General features: G+C 62.4%; 20 protein-coding genes. 12 read left to right on the forward strand and 8 right to left on the reverse strand.

All coding sequences use genetic code 11. The features are described 5' to 3' along the window. Window positions 1–19 precede the first annotated feature (19 nt). Complete coding sequence (ggt, locus tag J3P85_RS18935; protein WP_434702952.1) at window positions 20–1,747, reverse strand: gamma-glutamyltransferase; 1,728 nt, start codon at window positions 1,745–1,747, stop codon at window positions 20–22. Between the two features lie 299 nt (window positions 1,748–2,046). On the opposite strand from ggt, the gene J3P85_RS18940 reads away from it, so the two are divergent. Next, on the forward strand, window positions 2,047–2,478 hold the full coding sequence (locus J3P85_RS18940) for a GNAT family N-acetyltransferase (RefSeq protein ID WP_434702953.1): 432 nt from the start codon (window positions 2,047–2,049) through the stop codon (window positions 2,476–2,478). Between the two features lie 173 nt (window positions 2,479–2,651). Here J3P85_RS18940 and J3P85_RS18945 read toward each other — a convergent pair whose 3' ends face one another. After that, window positions 2,652–3,002: a hypothetical protein gene (locus J3P85_RS18945; RefSeq protein WP_434702954.1), complete on the reverse strand. Its 351-nt coding sequence runs from the start codon at window positions 3,000–3,002 to the stop codon at window positions 2,652–2,654. Window positions 3,003–3,136: 134 nt separating this feature from the next. Between J3P85_RS18945 and J3P85_RS18950 the strand changes: the two genes are divergently transcribed. The 7 genes from J3P85_RS18950 to J3P85_RS18980 all read left to right on the forward strand — a co-directional run bounded on the left by J3P85_RS18950 (window position 3,137) and on the right by J3P85_RS18980 (window position 7,174). Continuing rightward, entirely contained in the window at window positions 3,137–3,472 is a 336-nt protein-coding gene (locus J3P85_RS18950; protein ID WP_434702955.1) for a DUF6388 family protein, read from the forward strand. A gap of 231 nt (window positions 3,473–3,703) precedes the next feature. Next, window positions 3,704–4,096: a sulfurtransferase complex subunit TusD gene (tusD, locus tag J3P85_RS18955; RefSeq protein WP_434706404.1), complete on the forward strand. Its 393-nt coding sequence runs from the start codon at window positions 3,704–3,706 to the stop codon at window positions 4,094–4,096. Continuing rightward, window positions 4,096–4,458 (forward strand): sulfurtransferase complex subunit TusC, encoded by a 363-nt coding sequence (gene tusC, locus J3P85_RS18960; RefSeq protein ID WP_186710189.1) that lies wholly within the window; start codon window positions 4,096–4,098, stop codon window positions 4,456–4,458. The genes tusD and tusC overlap by 1 nt, the downstream gene beginning before the upstream one ends. Beyond that, on the forward strand, window positions 4,458–4,751 hold the full coding sequence (gene tusB, locus J3P85_RS18965; RefSeq protein WP_250962979.1) for a sulfurtransferase complex subunit TusB: 294 nt from the start codon (window positions 4,458–4,460) through the stop codon (window positions 4,749–4,751). Before tusC ends, tusB begins: the two co-directional genes overlap by 1 nt. After that, window positions 4,748–5,083, forward strand: a complete 336-nt coding sequence (locus J3P85_RS18970; RefSeq protein WP_434702956.1) for a TusE/DsrC/DsvC family sulfur relay protein — start codon at window positions 4,748–4,750, stop codon at window positions 5,081–5,083. The genes tusB and J3P85_RS18970 overlap by 4 nt, the downstream gene beginning before the upstream one ends. Further along, the gene (locus tag J3P85_RS18975) at window positions 5,080–6,081 is read left to right on the forward strand and encodes a glycosyl transferase family protein (protein WP_434702957.1); all 1,002 of its coding nucleotides are present in this window, start codon (window positions 5,080–5,082) and stop codon (window positions 6,079–6,081) included. The genes J3P85_RS18970 and J3P85_RS18975 overlap by 4 nt, the downstream gene beginning before the upstream one ends. A gap of 88 nt (window positions 6,082–6,169) precedes the next feature. Further along, the gene (locus tag J3P85_RS18980) at window positions 6,170–7,174 is read left to right on the forward strand and encodes a glutathione S-transferase family protein (protein WP_434702958.1); all 1,005 of its coding nucleotides are present in this window, start codon (window positions 6,170–6,172) and stop codon (window positions 7,172–7,174) included. A 138-nt stretch (window positions 7,175–7,312) separates the two neighbouring features. Here J3P85_RS18980 and cysG read toward each other — a convergent pair whose 3' ends face one another. From cysG to J3P85_RS19010, 6 genes are all read right to left on the reverse strand, one after another. Beyond that, entirely contained in the window at window positions 7,313–8,707 is a 1,395-nt protein-coding gene (gene cysG, locus J3P85_RS18985) for a siroheme synthase CysG (RefSeq protein ID WP_434575177.1), read from the reverse strand. After that, window positions 8,708–9,988, reverse strand: coding sequence for a serine--tRNA ligase (gene serS / locus J3P85_RS18990; protein ID WP_434702959.1), 1,281 nt, complete (start codon window positions 9,986–9,988; stop codon window positions 8,708–8,710). A 15-nt stretch (window positions 9,989–10,003) separates the two neighbouring features. Beyond that, a complete protein-coding gene (gene crcB, locus J3P85_RS18995; RefSeq protein WP_018608522.1) occupies window positions 10,004–10,378 on the reverse strand; it encodes a fluoride efflux transporter CrcB in 375 nt (124 codons plus the stop codon). Further along, complete coding sequence (locus tag J3P85_RS19000) at window positions 10,375–11,700, reverse strand: replication-associated recombination protein A (protein ID WP_434702961.1); 1,326 nt, start codon at window positions 11,698–11,700, stop codon at window positions 10,375–10,377. The genes crcB and J3P85_RS19000 overlap by 4 nt, the downstream gene beginning before the upstream one ends. A 169-nt stretch (window positions 11,701–11,869) precedes the next feature. Further along, complete coding sequence (gene lolA, locus J3P85_RS19005; RefSeq protein WP_186609279.1) at window positions 11,870–12,493, reverse strand: outer membrane lipoprotein chaperone LolA; 624 nt, start codon at window positions 12,491–12,493, stop codon at window positions 11,870–11,872. A 58-nt stretch (window positions 12,494–12,551) separates the two neighbouring features. Further along, window positions 12,552–14,957, reverse strand: coding sequence for a DNA translocase FtsK (locus tag J3P85_RS19010; RefSeq protein WP_186710172.1), 2,406 nt, complete (start codon window positions 14,955–14,957; stop codon window positions 12,552–12,554). 318 nt (window positions 14,958–15,275) lie between these two features. Here J3P85_RS19010 and trxB point away from each other — a divergent pair, with 318 nt between their 5' ends. From trxB to infA, 4 genes are all read left to right on the forward strand, one after another. Next, window positions 15,276–16,235: a thioredoxin-disulfide reductase gene (gene trxB, locus J3P85_RS19015; protein ID WP_434702962.1), complete on the forward strand. Its 960-nt coding sequence runs from the start codon at window positions 15,276–15,278 to the stop codon at window positions 16,233–16,235. A 77-nt stretch (window positions 16,236–16,312) separates the two neighbouring features. Next, entirely contained in the window at window positions 16,313–16,993 is a 681-nt protein-coding gene (aat, locus tag J3P85_RS19020) for a leucyl/phenylalanyl-tRNA--protein transferase (protein ID WP_434702963.1), read from the forward strand. A gap of 57 nt (window positions 16,994–17,050) precedes the next feature. Beyond that, window positions 17,051–17,758, forward strand: coding sequence for an arginyltransferase (locus J3P85_RS19025; RefSeq protein ID WP_186710162.1), 708 nt, complete (start codon window positions 17,051–17,053; stop codon window positions 17,756–17,758). A 122-nt stretch (window positions 17,759–17,880) separates the two neighbouring features. Next, window positions 17,881–18,099: a translation initiation factor IF-1 gene (gene infA, locus J3P85_RS19030; protein ID WP_002553999.1), complete on the forward strand. Its 219-nt coding sequence runs from the start codon at window positions 17,881–17,883 to the stop codon at window positions 18,097–18,099. Window positions 18,100–18,124: the final 25 nt, after the last annotated feature.

The raw sequence follows: 18,124 nt of genomic DNA on the forward strand, positions 1-18,124 counted from the left end.
GTATCGGAACCGCGCTCCCTCAATAACCCAACGACAGCCCGGTGTTGCGACGGGGATCGTTGGCGCCATAGAAGCGGTTCTTGCCCACGGGCTTGCCGCTCAATGACGGCGCGCCCACCAGGATCGCGGCAATGTGGTTGGGGTCCTGCGGGCCCGCGAACTTGTGCCCCCAGCTTTCCAGCAACTTTTGGGTATCCGGGCTGGCCGCGAAGGTCTCCAGGTTGGTTTCCTCCGGCATCCACTGTTGATGGAAACGCGGCGCGTCGACCGCCTCCTGGAGGTTCATGCCGTAGTCGATCACGTTGAGGATGGTCAGCAACGTCGCGGTGATGATGCGGCTGCCGCCCGGGGTGCCCACCACCATGACCGTCTTGCCGTCCTTGGTGACGATGGTCGGGCTCATGGATGACAACGGCGCCTTGCCCGGCGCGATGGCGTTAGCCTCGCCCTGTACCAGGCCATACATGTTGGGCACGCCGACCTTGGCCGTGAAGTCGTCCATCTCATCGTTGAGGATCACCCCGGTCTTGCTGGCCATGACCCCGGCACCGAACCAGTCGTTCAAGGTGTAGGTGACCGAAACGGCGTTGCCCCACTTGTCGACGATGGAGTAATGGGTGGTGTTGCTGCCCTCATGGGGCGCTACGCCGGGCTTGATCTTCTGCGAGTCGCCGGCCTTTTGCGGCTCGATCGCGGCCCGCAGCTTGGCGGCGTAGTTTTTATCCAGCAGATGGTCGATGGGGTTCTTCACGAAGTCCGGGTCACCCAGGTAACTGTTGCGGTCAACGTAGGCGTGGCGCATGGCTTCGATCTGGTAGTGCATGCCCTGGGCCGAATGGAACCCCAGTTCCTTCATGGGATAGCCGTCGAGTATGTTCATGATCTGGCACAGCACCACCCCGCCGGAACTGGGTGGCGGTGCCGAGATGATGTGGTAGCCGCGATAGTCGCATTCCACCGGGGCCAGCTCGCGGGTCTTGTATTTGTCCAGGTCGGACTGGGTGATGATGCCTTTGTTGGCCTGGCTGGAAGTGACCAGGGCATCGGCGACCCAGCCCTTGTAGAAACCGTCGGCGCCCTTGGCGGAAATTTCCCGTAGGGTCTTGGCGAGGTCCTTTTGCACCAGCTTCTGGCCGACCTGCATGGGCTCGCCGTTGTGCAGGAAGATCGCACCGGAGTCACGCATGTCTTTCTTGAACACCTCGGTGGCGGTTTCCAGCAGATCGACATCGCCCTGCTCCAGGGTGAAGCCTTCCTCGGCGAACTGGATGGCCGGGGCGATCAGTTCCGCCCGGGGCTTGCTGCCGTACTTGCTCAACGCCAGTTCCATGCCGGACACGGTGCCGGGCACACCCACTGCCAGGTGGCCGCGGGTGCTGAGTTCGGGCACGACGTTGCCGTCCTTGTCCAAGTACATGTTCGCTGTGGCGGCCAGGGGGGCTTTTTCGCGGAAATCCAGGAACGTCTTGCGGCCATCGGCCAGTTGCAGGGTCATGAAACCGCCCCCGCCCAGGTTGCCCGCCGCCGGATACACCACCGCCAGGGCATAGCCCACCGCCACCGCCGCATCCACGGCATTGCCGCCGTTCTTGAGCACGTCGACCCCGACATGGGTCGCCAGGTGCTGGGCGGTGACCACCATGCCGTTTTCGGCGGCCACTGGCGCCTGGGAGGCGGCGTACGTCGATAAACAACCGAGGGTCAACGACGTAGCGATAAGGGTCCGGGCTAAGGATTCGAACTTCATGAGTCGGCCTCTTCTTGTTTTAGAAAGTCGGGGGAACGCATCAAGAGCACAAGTGTCCTGTATCACCTGTGGGAGCAAGGCTTGCCCGCGATGGCATCGCCTCGGCTTTTCAGTTACACCGAGATGTTTGCATCGCGGGCAAGCCTTGCTCCCACTTTTTTTGACGAGTGGCTGTTTCAGGACACTTCAGTATGGCTCGGTTTGCGTAATGCGCCTGTTTCCAAGTCGACCGGATGACGCCAAGGCAACCTTTGGGATAGGCTCCTGCGGTTCATCTTGACTGCATAGGGACATCGCCGATGACGCTACGAATCGAACGCACGGACACACCCACCGACGAAGAACGCCAGGCCATCCTCGCCCCGCTACGCGCCTATAACACGGCCAAGACCGGCGGGACGGTGCCTGAACTGGTGGCTTGGCTGGTGCGGGATGAACAGGGGGAGATTGTCGGTGGGCTGTACGGCCGAGTGTTTTTTAGCTGGCTGTACATCGACTTGCTGGTCGTGCCGGAACAGGCCCGGGGCCAGGGCACCGGCTCGACCCTGATGCAGATGGCCGAAGAATTGGCCCGGGAGAAAAACTGCGTAGGCATCTGGCTCGACACCTTCGACTTCCAGGCGCCGGCGTTCTACCGCAAACACGGCTTCACGGAAATCGGCCAGATCGACGACTACCCGCCGGGCCACCAGCACTTCTTCTTCCAGAAGCGCCTGGCTGCCTCTGACTGAAACCACACCCCCTGTGGGAGCGAGCTTGCTCGCGATAGCCCTCTAACAGTCAACATCTCTATCGACTGACCCGCCGCAATCGCGAGCAAGCTCGCTTCCACAGGGGGGGCTGCGGCGGATGGCAATCTTCGGCAGCCCCGGCCTCGCGATGGCAGGCACCTCGGTCTATCGGTTTAAAGACAAGTCGCCAACGCCGCCAACCGGCGCTTGGCCACGAAGTCGTCTTGCTTGGCGTAATAACTCAACTCGGTGCCCGTCGCCCCGGCATGCAAATCGACAAACGATTCGGCAGAACGGGTGTAAACCGTCGAGCCGCCCTTCTTGCCCGGTTGCAAGTAGGCGCCTGCATCGACACCGAATACTGCCTCGTCCTGCCAGGAAAACTGCACGCACTGGGCCACGACCTGCTCGGGTTTTTCCGAAGTCAGGGTCTTGTAAGGGGCCTGGGTCCGGGCTTCGTTCATCGCCGAACCCGCGCAGCCGGCCAGCAAGGTGGCGGCCAGGGCCACGGTCAACATTCGCATTGCGTTCACTCATCGAGAAAAAAACGGACTGTAGCACTGCGGCCCCGGCCATCGTGCTGCTTTACTGAAATTTACCCGCGACAGCGAACACCGATTCACGCACTCTGTCGCGCCCTGTCCCCCAAGGAGTGACCATGGCGGCAACCGAACAGCAACACGAACGAGCCTTGGAACAGTTTCTCGATGAGCGCCCCGAACTGCGCCACGAACTGGACCACCTCAACCCGCTGCTGGCCCAGGCCAAGGGCGAGACCGCCGCGCAGTACCGCGCCGAGCGCCTGCATGAAGCGTTCGAAGCCGAGGCCGAGCGCCTGGGGCTGTTTGCCTGGGAACTGACCCTGCAACTGACCGCCGCCTCGCCCGAGGACTACCAGGCCCAGCGCCTGGAGGTGCATAAGGAAGTGGCGGAAATGGCGGGGATGGAATGGGCCGAGTATTGCGAACTGAACGGCCTGAAGGCCAAGCACTAAGCCTTTGTGGCGAGGGAGCTTGCTCCCGCTGGCCTGCGCAGCAGGCCTAAAAAAAGCAACTCATTCAACCTGACACACTGCGTTGCCAGATCCAGGGGCTGCTGCGCAGCCCAGCGGGAGCAAGCTCCCTCGCCACAGGGTTAACCCCCAAAAAATCTCACCCTTCCCTGGCAATCGCCCCACCGCCCATAAAGCTTTATCATGGCCGCAGTTTTGCTGATCGGGTCTGTCATGAAGTTCGCCATCGCGCTGTTTTCCGCCGCTCATGCGCCCTCCTCGCGCCGTGCCTTGCTGTTTGCCCAGGCGGCGCTGGCGGGTGGACATGAGATCGTACGGCTGTTTTTCTATCAGGACGGCGTCTACAACGCCTGTGCCAGTGTCGTCACGCCCCAGGACGAGCAGGACCTGCCCCAGCAGTGGCGCGCCTTTGTCAGCGAGAACCGGCTCGACGGCGTGGTCTGCATCGCCGCAGCGTTGCGCCGTGGCGTGTTGAACGAGGAAGAGGCCCAGCGCTATCAGCGCTCGGCGGCCAGTGTCGAAGCGCCCTGGGCCTTGTCCGGGCTGGGCCAGTTGCACGACGCAATCCAGGACGCCGACCGCTTGATCTGTTTTGGAGGCGCGTGATGGCCAAGTCTTTACTGCTGATCAGCCGCCAAGCCCCCTGGTCTGGTCCCGGTGCCCGCGAAGCGCTGGACATCGTCCTCGCGGGCGGGGCGTTCGACCTGCCCATCGGCCTGCTGTTTCTCGATGACGGCGTGTTCCAGCTCAGCGCCGGCCAGAACGCCAAGGCCGTCCAGCAAAAGGACCTGAGCGCCAACCTGCAGGCCTTGCCGATGTTCGGTGTCGACGACCTGTTTCTCTGCGCCGACAGCGCCGCCGAACGCGGCGTCGCCACCGATGCCCTGGCGCTGGGCGAGGTGAAAGTACTGGGTGCAGCGGACATCGCCGCGCTCATCGACCGCTACGACCAGGTGATCACCCTCTGATGTCGACTTTGCATGTATTGTCTCATTCGCCCTTCGGCGACAACCGCCTCGCCAGTTGCCTGCGGGTACTGGGCAATCAGGATGCGCTGCTGTTGTGTGGAGACGCGACGTACGCGTTGCAACCGGGCAGCCCACCGTTTGACGTGCTGCAGGCTGCGGGCGTGAGCCTGTTCGTGCTCGCCGAAGACTTACAGGCCCGCGCCCTGGACACGCCAGACTGGGCCGAAGCCATCAACTATTCAGGTTTCGTCGAGCTGTCGATCGAGCACGACAAGGTCAACACCTGGCTATGAATACGCTGAACGTGAGCGGTCGCGCCATCGCATTGGACAAGGACGGCTACCTGGCCGACCTGGACGACTGGTCGGCCGAAGTCGCCACCGCCCTGGCCACCGCCGAAGACATCGACTTGAGCCCCGAACATTGGGAAATCCTCGAACTGCTGCGCGGCTTCTACGACGAATTCCAACTCTCCCCCGCGACCCGGCCGCTGATCAAATACACGGCGCTGAAACTGGGGGCGGACAAAGGTAACAGCCTGCACCTGAACCGATTGTTCAAAGGCACTCCCGCCAAACTCGCCGCCAAGCTGGCGGGCCTGCCCAAACCGACGAATTGCTTATGACCGACTTCCCAGCGCTGACCCTTGAAACCCCGGCCGAACACCCATTCGCCCAGTTCGTGCGCATCCTTGGCAAAGGCAAGCGCGGCGCCCGCAACCTGACCCGCGAAGAAGCCCGCGAAGCCATGGGCCTGGTCCTCGATGAAAAAGTCGAGGACACCCAACTGGGCGCCTTCCTGATGCTGCTGCGGCACAAGGAAGAAAGCGCCGAGGAAATGGCCGGCTTCACCGAAGCCCTGCGTGAGCGCCTGGTGGTTCCGGCGTTGACGGTGGACCTCGACTGGCCGACCTACGCCGGCAAGAAGCGCCATTTGCCGTGGTACCTGCTGGCGGCCAAATGCCTGGGGCAGAACGGCGTGCGGATTTTCATGCACGGCGGCGGCGCTCACACCGCCGGGCGGCTTTACACCGAACAATTGCTGGGCTTGCTGCGGATCCCGCTGTGCCGGGACTGGCAACAGGTCGGCAGCGCGCTGGACAACGGCGGCCTGGCCTTCATGCCGCTGGTGGATTGGGCGCCGCAAATGCAGCGCATGATCGATCTGCGCAACACCCTGGGCCTGCGCTCGCCGATCCATTCCCTGGCGCGGATCCTCAATCCGCTGGCGGCTCGTTGCGGCTTGCAAAGCATCTTTCACCCGGGCTACCAGGCCGTGCATCGCGATGCCAGCGGCTTGCTCGGTGATACCGCCATCGTGATCAAGGGCGACGGCGGCGAGATCGAGATCAACCCGGATGCCGATAGCCACCTGTATGGCACCACCGGCGGCGCCAGTTGGGACGAAGAATGGCCGCGACTGGCCGAGCAGCGCCACGTCAAACCCGAGCGCCTCGACCCTGAGCACTTGAAGGCAATCTGGCGTGGTGACGTCGAGGACAGCTACCCGCAACTGGCGCTGATCGCCACCATGGCCCTAGCTCTGCGCGGCCTGGGCCATCCCCGCGAAGAAGCGTTTGAAAAGGCCCAACAGTACTGGGCGGCTCGGGACCGTTCGATTTAACCGATCATTAACGCCCAACCTTTGCGCTTTTAGTTCGAACCTATCGGAATAGACTCGTCTCCAATGATTATTGAGCGAGGACATTCAGATGGGTTTGTTGGTCGAGGGCCGCTGGCAGGACCAGTGGTATGAAAGCAAGGACGGCAGTTTCCAGCGCGAGCAGGCGCAACGCCGCAATTGGGTGACCGCCGACGGCAGCGCCGGCCCTTCCGGCGAGAGCGGCTTTGCCGCCGAGGCCGGGCGCTACCATTTATATGTCTCCCTGGCCTGCCCCTGGGCCCACCGCACGCTGATCTTTCGCAAGCTCAAGGGCCTGGAAAACCTGATCGATGTCTCGGTGGTCAGCTACCTGATGCTGGAGAACGGCTGGACCTTCGACCAGGCCCACGGCTCCACGGGTGACAAACTCGACGATCTGCAATTCCTTCATCAGCGCTACACCGCCGACACGCCGGACTACACCGGCCGCGTCACCGTGCCGGCGCTGTGGGACAAACAGCAACAACGCATCGTCAGCAACGAATCGGCGGAAATCATCCGCATGTTCAACAGTGCTTTCGACGGCTTGACCGGCAACGACCTGGACCTGTATCCCGAACACCTGCGCGGCGAGATCGATGCGTTGAACGAGCGCATCTACCCGGCGGTGAACAACGGCGTCTACCGGGCCGGATTCGCCACGACCCAAGCGGCGTACGAAGAAGCCTTCGACCGATTATTTGCCGAGCTGGATTGGCTGGAAACGTTGCTGGCAGACCGTCGTTACCTGGCGGGCGAGTACCTGACCGAGGCCGACATCCGGCTCTTCACCACGATGATCCGCTTCGACGCGGTGTACTTCGGCCACTTCAAATGCAACCTGCGGCGCATCGCCGATTACCCGAACCTGTCGAACTGGCTGCGAGAGCTGTACCAATGGCCGGGGATTGCCGAAACCGTGGATTTCACCCACATCCAGGGCCATTACTACGGTAGCCACAAGACCATCAATCCGAATGGGATCGTGCCCAAGGGGCCGAAGCAGGACTTTACCGTCGCCCATGATCGGGAGCGGTTGAGTGGGAAAGGGATTTGGCTTCGGGCTGAGAGCTGATCCTGGATCTTCGTTGTATTTGAGGGCCTCATCGCGAGCAAGCTCGCTCCCACATTGGATTGGTGTTGGCGCTGATTCTTTGGCCGAACCCGATCAAATGTGGGAGCGAGCTTGCTCGCGATGGGAACAACGCGGTCGTCAGACCTGCCCCTGAGCCCCTTCAAACCAGGCCAACTTCTCGCGCAACTGCACCACTTCCCCAACAATCACCAACGTCGGCGCATGCACCTCATGCTCGGCCACCAGCCTTGGCAAATCCGCCAAGGTACCGGTAAAAACCCGTTGGTTGGACGTCGTACCCTGCTGAATCAACGCCGCCGGCGTGTCCGCCGCACGGCCGTGCTTGATCAGCTCGTTGCAGATCATCGGCAGGCCAACCAACCCCATGTAGAACACCAGCGTCTGCGCCGGGGACACCAGGTCGGCCCACGGCAGATCGCTGGTGCCGTCCTTGAGATGGCCGGTGATGAAACGCACCGACTGGGCGTAGTCGCGATGGGTCAGCGGGATCCCGGCGTAGGCCGCGCAACCACTGGCCGCGGTAATGCCCGGAACAACCTGGAACGGGATGCCATGGGCCGCCAGCTCTTCGATCTCTTCCCCACCACGGCCGAAAATGAACGGATCGCCGCCCTTCAACCGCACCACACGCTTGCCCTGGCGGGCCAGGTCGACCAATTGCTGGTTGATCTGGTCCTGGGGCACGGCATGGTCGGCGCGGCGCTTGCCGACGTAGATGCGCTCGGCGTCGCGCCGGCACAGTTCGAGGATCGCCGGGGCCACCAGGCGGTCGTACAACACCACGTCCGCCTGCTGCATCAGGCGCAAGGCGCGGAAGGTCAGCAGGTCCGGATCACCCGGCCCGGCCCCCACCAGATAGACTTCGCCCGGCGCGTTCGGCGCCTGGCCGTCGATCTTTTCCCGTAGTAGACGCTCGGCTTCGCCGCCCTGCCCGGCCAACTGACGGTCGGCGATGGGGCCTTGGAACACTTCTTCCCAGAACGCCCGGCGCTGCTGGACATCGGGGAACAAACCTTTGACCTGATTGCGGAAACGCGCCGCCAACCCCGCCAGTTGCCCGTAAGTCGAAGGAATCCAGGTTTCCAGCTTGGCCCGGATCAGCCGCGCCAGCACCGGCGCATCGCCGCCACTGGACACTGCTATCACCAATGGGGAGCGGTCGACGATGGCCGGAAAGATCACGCTGCACAGGGCCGGCGCGTCCACCACGTTGACCGGCACGCAACGCTTATGAGCGTCGGCCGAAACCTGGGCATTGAGCGGTTCGTCGTCGGTGGCGGCAATGATCAGCACGCAACCGTCCAGATCCGTCTCCAGATAACCGCGCTGGACACACTCGCCGCCGCTGCCACTGACCAGTTCCCGCAACTGCGGTTCGATGTCCGGTGCGACCACCCGCAACAACGCGCCGGCATCGGCCAGCAGGCGGGACTTGCGCAAGGCAATTTCCCCGCCGCCTACCACCAGCACGCGGCTGCCGCGCAGGTTGTGGAACAGTGGCAGATAGTCCATTTAGCCGATGACCTCGATGCCGCCCATGTAGGGTTTCAATACCTCGGGCACCCGGATCGAACCGTCGGCCTGCTGGTAGTTTTCCAGCACGGCCACCAGGGTACGCCCTACGGCCAGGCCGGAGCCGTTGAGGGTGTGGACCAGTTCCGGCTTGCCGGTTTGCGGGTTGCGGAAGCGCGCCTGCATGCGGCGGGCTTGGAAGTCGCCACAATTGGAGCACGACGAAATCTCGCGGTACTTGTCCTGGCTCGGGATCCAGACTTCCAGGTCGTAGGTCTTCACCGCGCTGAAGCCCATGTCGCCGGTGCACAGCGCCAGGGTGCGATACGGCAGTTCCAGCAGTTGCAGGACTTTCTCGGCGTTGGCGGTCAGGCTTTCCAGGGCTTCCATGGACTTCGAAGGTTCGACGACCTGGACCATCTCGACCTTGTCGAATTGGTGCTGGCGGATCATGCCACGGGTGTCGCGGCCCGACGCCCCGGCTTCGCTGCGGAAGCACGGCGTATGGGCCACGAACTTGATCGGCAGTTGCTTGGCGTCGACGATCTCGCCAGCGACGATGTTGGTCAACGAGACTTCGGCGGTCGGGATCAGGTACAGGTCGGCCTCGCCGTCGCGGCTGATCTTGAACAGGTCTTCCTCGAACTTCGGCAACTGGCCGGTGCCTTGCAGCGCCGGGGCCTGGACCAGGTACGGCGTGTAGGCTTCCTCGTAGCCGTGCTCGGTCACGTGCAGGTTGATCATGAACTGTGCCAGGGCCCGATGCAGACGGGCGATCGGCCCGCGCAGCAAGGCGAAACGCGCGCCCGACAGCTTGGCGGCGGTTTCGAAGTCGAGCCAGCCGAACTTCTCGCCCAACGCCACGTGGTCCTGCACCGGGAAATCGAAGGTGGTCGGCGTGCCCCAACGGCGCACTTCGACGTTGCCGTCTTCGTCTTCACCGACCGGCACCGATTCGTGAGGCAGGTTCGGGATGCCCAGCAGGATCGAATCCAGTTCGGTCTGGATCGCGTCCAGCTCGACCTTGCCCGCGCTCAATTCGCCCGCCATGCGCTCGACATCGGCCATCAGCGGCGCGATGTCTTCGCCACGCTGCTTGGCCTGGCCGATGGACTTGGAGCGCGCGTTACGTTCAGCCTGCAGGGCTTCGGTGCGGGTCTGGACGGTCTTGCGCTGTTCTTCCAGCGCTTCGATGCGCGCGACGTCCAGGGCAAAGCCACGGGAAGCCAGGCGGTCCGCTACGTCCTGGAGGTTGCTACGTAACAGTTTGGAATCGAGCATGTCGGTCTCTCGTTATCAAAGTTTGGTCAAGGACAGGCCGGCCCAGGTGGCGAGCAGCCCGCCGAATACGCTGATGGCCGCGTAGCCCAGGGCCAGCGGCACCTGCCCGCTTTCCAGCAGGCGCACCGTATCCAGTGAAAAGGATGAAAAAGTCGTCAGGCCGCCGAGAAAGCCAACCATCAGCCCGGCCCGCACCTCGATGGGCACTTCCGGGCGAATCAAAAACAGACCGTATAGAACGCCGATCAGCAGACAGCCCACGATATTAACGGCCAGCGTCGCGGTATAGAAGTGCCGCGGCCAATTTGCGTTGATCCAGTTGCCCGTGGCGAAACGCAGCAAGGTGCCGGCAACGCCGCCAGCGGAAACGGCCAGTATCAAGGGGATCAAGATTTTCTCCGCTGCCGTGGACTCAGGCGATCCAGTTGCGCCAGGTGGTTGAGCTTCTCGCCGATCTTCAGTTCAAGGCCCCGAGGCACCGGCTGGTAGAAGCGCTGGGGGTCGAGTTCATCGGGGAAATAGTCTTCGCCAGCCGCATAGGCGTCCGGCTCGTCATGGGCGTAACGGTATTCATCGCCATAGCCCAACTGCTTCATGAGCTTGGTTGGCGCGTTGCGCAGGTGCAGCGGCACTTCGAGGGAACCGTGCTCGGTAGCGCTGCGCATCGCGGCCTTGAAGCCCATGTACACGGCGTTGCTCTTCGGCGCGCAGGCCAGGTAGGTGATGGCCTGGGCCACGGCGAGCTCGCCTTCCGGGCTGCCGAGGCGCTCTTGCACGTCCCACGCCGCCAGGCAAAGGCTCAGGGCCCGCGGGTCGGCATTGCCGATGTCTTCGCTGGCCATGCGCACCACGCGCCGCGCCAGGTACAGCGGATCGCAGCCGCCATCGATCATCCGCGCAAACCAGTACAGGGCACCGTCGGGATTGGAGCCACGTACCGATTTGTGCAGCGCCGAAATCTGGTCGTAGAACGCCTCGCCGCCCTTGTCGAAACGCCGGCGGGTATCGCCCAGCAGGCTTTGCAACAGCTCGACGCCAATCTCGCTGTCGTCTTCGGCCAGGTCCGAGGCGTTTTCCAACAGATTGAGCAAGCGTCGACCGTCGCCATCGGCGGCGGAAAACAGGATCTGGAAGCCTTCATCGCTGAGGCTCAAATGCCGCTTGCCCAGGCCACGCTCCTCGGTCAGCGCCCGATGCACCAGCTTGCGCATCGCCGTTTCGTCGAGGCTCTTGAGCACATAGACCCGCGCCCGCGACAGCAAGGCGTTGTTGAGTTCGAACGAGGGGTTTTCGGTGGTGGCACCGATGAAAATCAGCGTGCCGTCTTCGACGTAGGGCAGGAACGCGTCCTGCTGGGACTTGTTGAACCGGTGCACTTCGTCGACGAACAGGATCGTGCGTTTGCCGTACTGCCCGGCCTGCTGCTTGGCGACTTCCACCGCCTGGCGGATTTCCTTGACCCCGGCCAGCACCGCCGACACCGTTTCGAAGTGCGCGTCGGAGACTTCCGCCAGCAGCCGCGCCAGGGTGGTCTTGCCGACGCCCGGCGGGCCCCAAAAGATCATCGAGTGCAGGGCGCCCTGCTCCAGCGCCTCGCGCAGAGGCTTGCCGCGGGCGAGCACATGTTCCTGGCCGACGTACTCATCCAGGTTGGTCGCGCGCAGGCGGGCGGCCAATGGCTGGGCAATCGGGGCGCTTCGAAACAGGTCCATGATTACTACAAAACCTCCGCTGGGTCCTGTTGCCGATCAGTTAAACGACGAACAACTCAGTTCCCCTGTGGGAGCGAGCTTGCTCGCGATAGCGGTGGGTCAGTCACATCAATTCCAACTGATCCGCCGCCTTCGCGAGCAGGCTCGCTCCCACAGGCGTTATCTCGGATTATTCCTGGATCACATCGGCACCCTTGGGGATGTCGAACTTGAACTTGGACGCGGCAATCGGCTCATTGGCCTTGACCCCGGTGAACAGGATATTGGTGCGCTGGCCGACACTGTCGATCAACTGCATGTCGTTGACCAGGCCATTGCGGAACGACAGGCGCAGGCTGTCGAACAGGCTGTCCTTGGTCTTGGGCTTGAGGGTGAAATCAATCACGCCACCGGCTTCCTTGGAGGTGATGTCGAAGCTCTGGCTGATCTCGGAAATGTCACCGGAGAGCAACAGCGCCGGGGTCTGGGTCAGGCGCTGGTCGAGGGTCTTGATGGTGACCTGTTCCAGGTCCGGGTCCCACAGGGAGACTTTCTTGCCATCGGAGACCATCAGCTGTTCGGCTGGCGCATCGGTGTGCCAGTAGAACAGGCCCGGACGCTGCAGGGCCATGTCGCCGGCGGTTTCCTGCAACTGGGTGCCGCTGCCATCGAGGGTCAGCTGGGAGAAACGTGCGGTCAGGGTCTGGGAGCCGCCCAGCAACTGGGTCAGGCGAGCCACGTCCTTTTCGCCGGCGTGGGCCGAGAAAGTAGACAAGGCCAGTACGGGCAACAGCAGCATGCGAATCAGGCGCATGGGAGTCCTCATGAAGTCGTGGGGGTTCGGGCGACGCTTCAGCAGGCCGCCCGGGTCATTAGTCGCGCATCGGGCCCGGCGCCAGTACTTCGCGCGAACCGTTGGTGTTCATGGCCGTCACCACCCCGGCCATTTCCATGGCTTCGATCATGCGGGCGGCGCGGTTGTAGCCAATCTTCAGCTTGCGCTGTACGGCGGAAATCGAGGCCCGACGGCTTTCCAGGACGAACTGCACCGCTTCGTCATAGAGCGCATCGGTTTCAGCATCGTCGTCACCGCCGCCACTGCTGCCTTCGAAACCGCTGCCGGCTTCTTCGACACCGTTGAGGATGTCGTCGTTGTATTCAGGGGCGCCGCGCAACTTCCAGGCTTCCACCACGCGGTGCACTTCGTCGTCAGAAACGAACGCGCCGTGCACACGGATCGGCAGGCTGGTGCCGGGCGGCATGTAGAGCATGTCACCGTGACCCAGCAATTGCTCGGCGCCACCCTGGTCGATGATGGTCCGCGAGTCGATCTTGCTCGACACCTGGAACGCCATGCGGGTCGGGATGTTGGCCTTGATCAGGCCGGTGATCACATCCACCGACGGCCGCTGTGTGGCGAGGATCAGGTGGATACCGGCCGCACGGGCCTTCTGGGCGATACGGGCGATCAGCTCTTCGACCTTCTTGCCGACGATCATCATCATGTCGGCGAATTCGTCCACCACCACCACGATGGTCGGCAGCTTGTGCAGCAGCGGCGCTTCGTCGTGGATGCTCTCGCGGTGATACAACGGGTCAGTCAATGGCGTACCGGCCTCTTCGGCCTCCTTGACCTTGGCGTTGAAGCCCGACAGGTTGCGCACGCCCATCTTCGCCATCAGCTTGTAGCGGCGCTCCATCTCGGCGACGCTCCAGCGCAAGGCGTTGGCGGCGTCCTTCATGTCGGTGACCACCGGGCACAGCAGGTGCGGGATGCCTTCGTAGATCGACAGTTCGAGCATTTTCGGGTCGATCATGATCAGCTTGGCGTCTTCCGGGCCGGACTTGAACAGGATCGACAGGATCATCGCGTTCACCCCCACCGACTTACCGGAACCGGTGGTACCGGCCACCAGCAGGTGGGGCATCTTCGCCAGGTCGGTGATGACCGGCTTGCCGCCGATATCGTGGCCCAGGGCCAGGGTGACCGGCGACTTGTGGTTGTCATACTCAGGCGTCGACAGCACTTCGGAGAAGCGCACGATCTGCCGGTCTTCGTTGGGAATCTCGATGCCCACGGTGGTCTTGCCGGGAATCACTTCCACCACCCGCACGCTGGTCACGGCCAGGGAACGCGCCAGGTCCTTCGCCAGGTTGGCGATGCGGCTGACCTTCACGCCAGCGGCCGGCTGGATTTCGTAACGGGTAATCACCGGGCCCGGGTGGATCGAGTCCACCGAGACCTCCACGCCGAACTCCTTGAGCTTGATCTCCAGCAAGTGGCCGACGGCCGCCAGGGATTCGGGGGAATAATTGAGCTGCTTCTTCTCGGCCGGGTCGAGGATCGAGATCGGCGGCAAGGTGCCTTCCACCGCGCTGTCGACGAACAGCGGCGCCTGTTTCTCTTTCTGCACGCGCTTGCTCTGCTCCGGCGGCTTCGGCGGGGCCATGGTAATGACCGGCGGCACCTGTTTTTCGCGCTCGGACATGTGCTTGCTCAACGCCTGCTCACGCTCGATCAGGCGTTCCTTGACCTTGGCCTGCTCGCGCTTGTCCGGTGTGGTCGGGGCCACCACGTCGTGGACGCGGTCGTCAACTTCACGCAGTTGCGCCACCAGTTGCTTGCGCTCGGTGCGCGCCGCCCACCAGCGGTTGACGGCGCCCTGGATCAGTTCGATCAGGTCGAGGGTGATCTTGCCGGTGACGTCCATGACCTTGAACCAGGACAGGTCGGTGAACACCGTCAGGCCGAACAGGAACAGGGCAATGAACAACAAGGTGCTGCCCTGGATGTTCAGGGCGTTCCTGGCCAGGTCGCCGAGGCTTTCCCCCAGGGCACCGCCCGCCCCGGCCGGCAAGCCGGTGGGCGCATGGAAATGGATGTGGGCCAGCGCGGCCCCCGACAGCACCAGGAACACCAGGCCGATCAGGCGCCAGGAGAAAAGCCAGCCGCTCCACTGCCACGGCTCATGGCGCTGACGGAAGATCTGGTAGGCCTTGATCGCCAGCAGCAGCGGGAAAATATAGGCGAAATAGCCCAGCACCATGAACAGGATGTCGGCGCTGTAGGAGCCGGCCGGACCGCCGAAATTCTGCACATCGTCGATCTTGCTGTTATGGCTCCAGCCCGGATCGTCCTTGCCGTAGGTCAGCAAGGCCATCATCAGGAACAGGCACAGGGCGCCGATGGCGATCAACGCACCTTCCTTGAGCCGGTAGTGCAATTGCTGGCGCCAGAGCGGAACGACTGGTTTGGGTGCTGCGGTGGATTTCTTCAAAACGCTTCTTTTCCTGCGCCAACGGCGCGTCCATCTGTTGAATGACTATAAAAAACTGCCCATGACGAGCAGGTAAAAAAGTGAATGTGCACAACCGGTACTACTTTTACCACTGTGAGGTGCATCCAGAAAACTGCCGGTGCGGCGGAAAATTTTGATCTTTGGGTCATCCTGCGTTCAAAACCCATGCATTGTACGGGTTTGTCGACGCCAAGGCATTGGCCACGCGCTGGTAGCAGCATAGCCGGACTCAAGGTGCACACGCGTCAATTGGACCATGCATTCTCTTTTGTGACAAAGGCTTATGAGGTGTTTTTTATGAGCGAAGTGAAGCATTCCCGCCTGATCATTCTCGGTTCCGGCCCTGCGGGGTACAGCGCCGCTGTCTATGCCGCCCGCGCCAACCTCAAACCCGTTGTCATAACCGGCATACAGGCCGGTGGCCAGCTCACCACCACCGTGGAAGTCGACAACTGGCCCGGCGATGTCGAAGGCCTGACCGGCCCGGTGCTGATGGAGCGCATGCAACGGCACGCCGAGCGCTTCGACACGCAGATCGTCTACGACCATGTCCACACCGCCAAGTTGCAGCAGCGCCCGTTCGAATTGATCGGCGACAGCGGCACCTATACCTGTGATGCGCTGATCGTTGCCACCGGTGCCTCGGCCCAGTACCTGGGGCTGCCCTCGGAAGAAAGCTTCGCCGGCAAAGGGGTTTCCGCCTGTGCGACTTGCGATGGTTTTTTCTATCGCAACCAGGTGGTGGCGGTGGTTGGCGGCGGCAATACCGCGGTCGAAGAAGCCCTGTACCTGTCGAACATCGCCCGAGAAGTGCACTTGGTCCACCGCCGCGACAAGCTGCGCGCCGAGAAAATCCTCCAGGACAAACTCTTCGAAAAGGCCAGCAGCGGCAATATCAAGCTGCACTGGAACCAGAATCTGGATGAAGTCCTGGGCGACGCCAGCGGCGTGACCGGCGCGCGCCTGCGACACAGCGAGAGCGGCGAAACCAGCACCCTGTCCCTGGCCGGGGTGTTCATTGCCATCGGCCACAAACCCAACACCGATCTGTTCCAGGGCCAGTTGGCGATGCGCGACGGCTACCTGCTCGTGCGCGGCGGCAGCGAAGGCAACGCCACCGCGACCGATATCGAAGGCGTATTCGCCGCTGGCGACGTGGCCGACCATGTCTATCGCCAGGCGATTACCTCCGCCGGCGCCGGATGCATGGCCGCGCTCGACGCGGAGAAGTATCTCGATGACATCCCGGCCGTTTGACGGTTAACCTTCCCGGCGGGTGCTCGTGACGGGCGAGCCCCGTCACCCCGCCCTCCCCTTCTACAAGCCGGACACCCATGCTGACTTGGTTACAACGCAACAGCTTCGAATTTCCGCCACTGGCAAAAGCCATGCGCGATCCCAACGGGTTATTGGCCGCCGGTGGCGATCTGTCGGCCGACCGGCTGATCCAGGCCTATCGCCACGGCTGCTTCCCCTGGTTTTCCGAGGGGCAACCGATCCTGTGGTGGTCGCCAGACCCACGCACGGTGTTATTTCCCGACGAACTGCACGTCTCCCGCAGCCTGTGCAAGCTGTTGCGCAAGCAGCGCTATGACGTGACGTTCGACCAGGATTTTGCCGCGGTTATCCAAGCCTGCGCCGCGCCCCGGGACTACGCCGACGGCACCTGGATCACCGAGGCCATGCAAACCGCTTATCTGGAACTGCACCGGCGCGGTTTCGCCCATTCGGTGGAAGTCTGGGACCAAGGGGCCCTGGTGGGCGGCCTGTATGGCTTGGCCATGGGCCAGCTGTTTTTTGGCGAATCCATGTTCAGCCGGGCCGACAATGCGTCGAAATTCGGCTTCACCATGCTGGTCCAACATCTCAAGGCCGCCGGTTTCGTGCTGATCGACTGTCAGATGCCCACCGAGCACCTGCACAGCCTCGGCGCCCGCTCGATCCCGCGCACGCGGTTCGCCGAGTATCTGGAGGCGCACCTGGACCAACCCAACCGTGCGACCTGGGTTTGCTGAGCGACATCCGCGCTCCTGGCTTACAATTAGATTTAAAGCTCATCCGAGGGTTGATTCATGACCGAGTTGGCGCGTTTGAAGTTCTATGCCACTCAGCCCCACTCTTGCAGTTACCTGCCGGAGGAGCAGGCCACGACGCTGTTCCTCGACCCTAGCCAGCCCATGGATGTGCATGTCTACGCAGACCTGTCGGAAATGGGCTTTCGTCGTAGCGGCGACCACCTTTACCGGCCCCACTGCCAACATTGCAACGCCTGCGTCCCGGCGCGCATTCCGGTGGCGCAGTTTTTGCCCAATCGCCAGCAGAAGCGCATTTTCAAGCGCAACGCCGACCTTCAGGTCCGCCCGGCCAAGCCGCAGTTCACTGAGGAATACTTCGACCTGTACCAGCGCTACATCGAACAACGCCATGCCGATGGCGACATGTACCCGCCCAGCCGGGATCAGTTCTCGACCTTCCTGGTGCGTGACCTGCCGTTTTCCCGCTTTTATGAATTCCGCCTCGAGGGGCGACTGGTTGCCATCGCTGTCACCGACCTGCTGCCCAACGGCCTTTCAGCGGTGTACACCTTCTATGAGCCCGAAGAGGAACGTCGCAGCCTGGGGCGCTTTGCCATTCTCTGGCAAATCAACGAAGCGCGGCGCCTGGGGCTGGAAGCGGTGTACCTGGGCTACTGGATCAAGAACTGCAAGAAAATGAACTACAAGACCCAATATCGGCCTATCGAATTGCTGGTTAACCAGCGGTGGGTTGTCCTGAGTTAGCCCCCTTCGGCTTAAAAGCTAGAACCCCTTGGCTTGAACCCCCTTTTTCGGGCACAATGCACGCCGCTTTTGCCTGGCGCAGTTGCACCGGGCCATTCACTGGATACCGAGGGCTTTACTGCATGTCGAAAGAAGACAGCTTCGAAATGGAAGGCACTGTCGTCGACACCCTGCCCAACACCATGTTTCGTGTGGAGTTGGAAAATGGGCACGTCGTAACCGCGCATATCTCCGGCAAGATGCGCAAGAACTACATTCGTATTCTTACCGGTGACAAAGTGCGCGTCGAGCTGACGCCCTATGACTTGAGCAAAGGGCGCATCACTTACCGCGCTCGCTAACAAGTCAATACAAGACGCCCGGCTG

Origin of the sequence: Pseudomonas sp. Z1-12 (assembly GCF_051132015.1) — a bacterium.
In the GTDB taxonomy this organism is placed as follows: Bacteria; Pseudomonadota; Gammaproteobacteria; order Pseudomonadales; family Pseudomonadaceae; genus Aquipseudomonas; species Aquipseudomonas zanjanensis.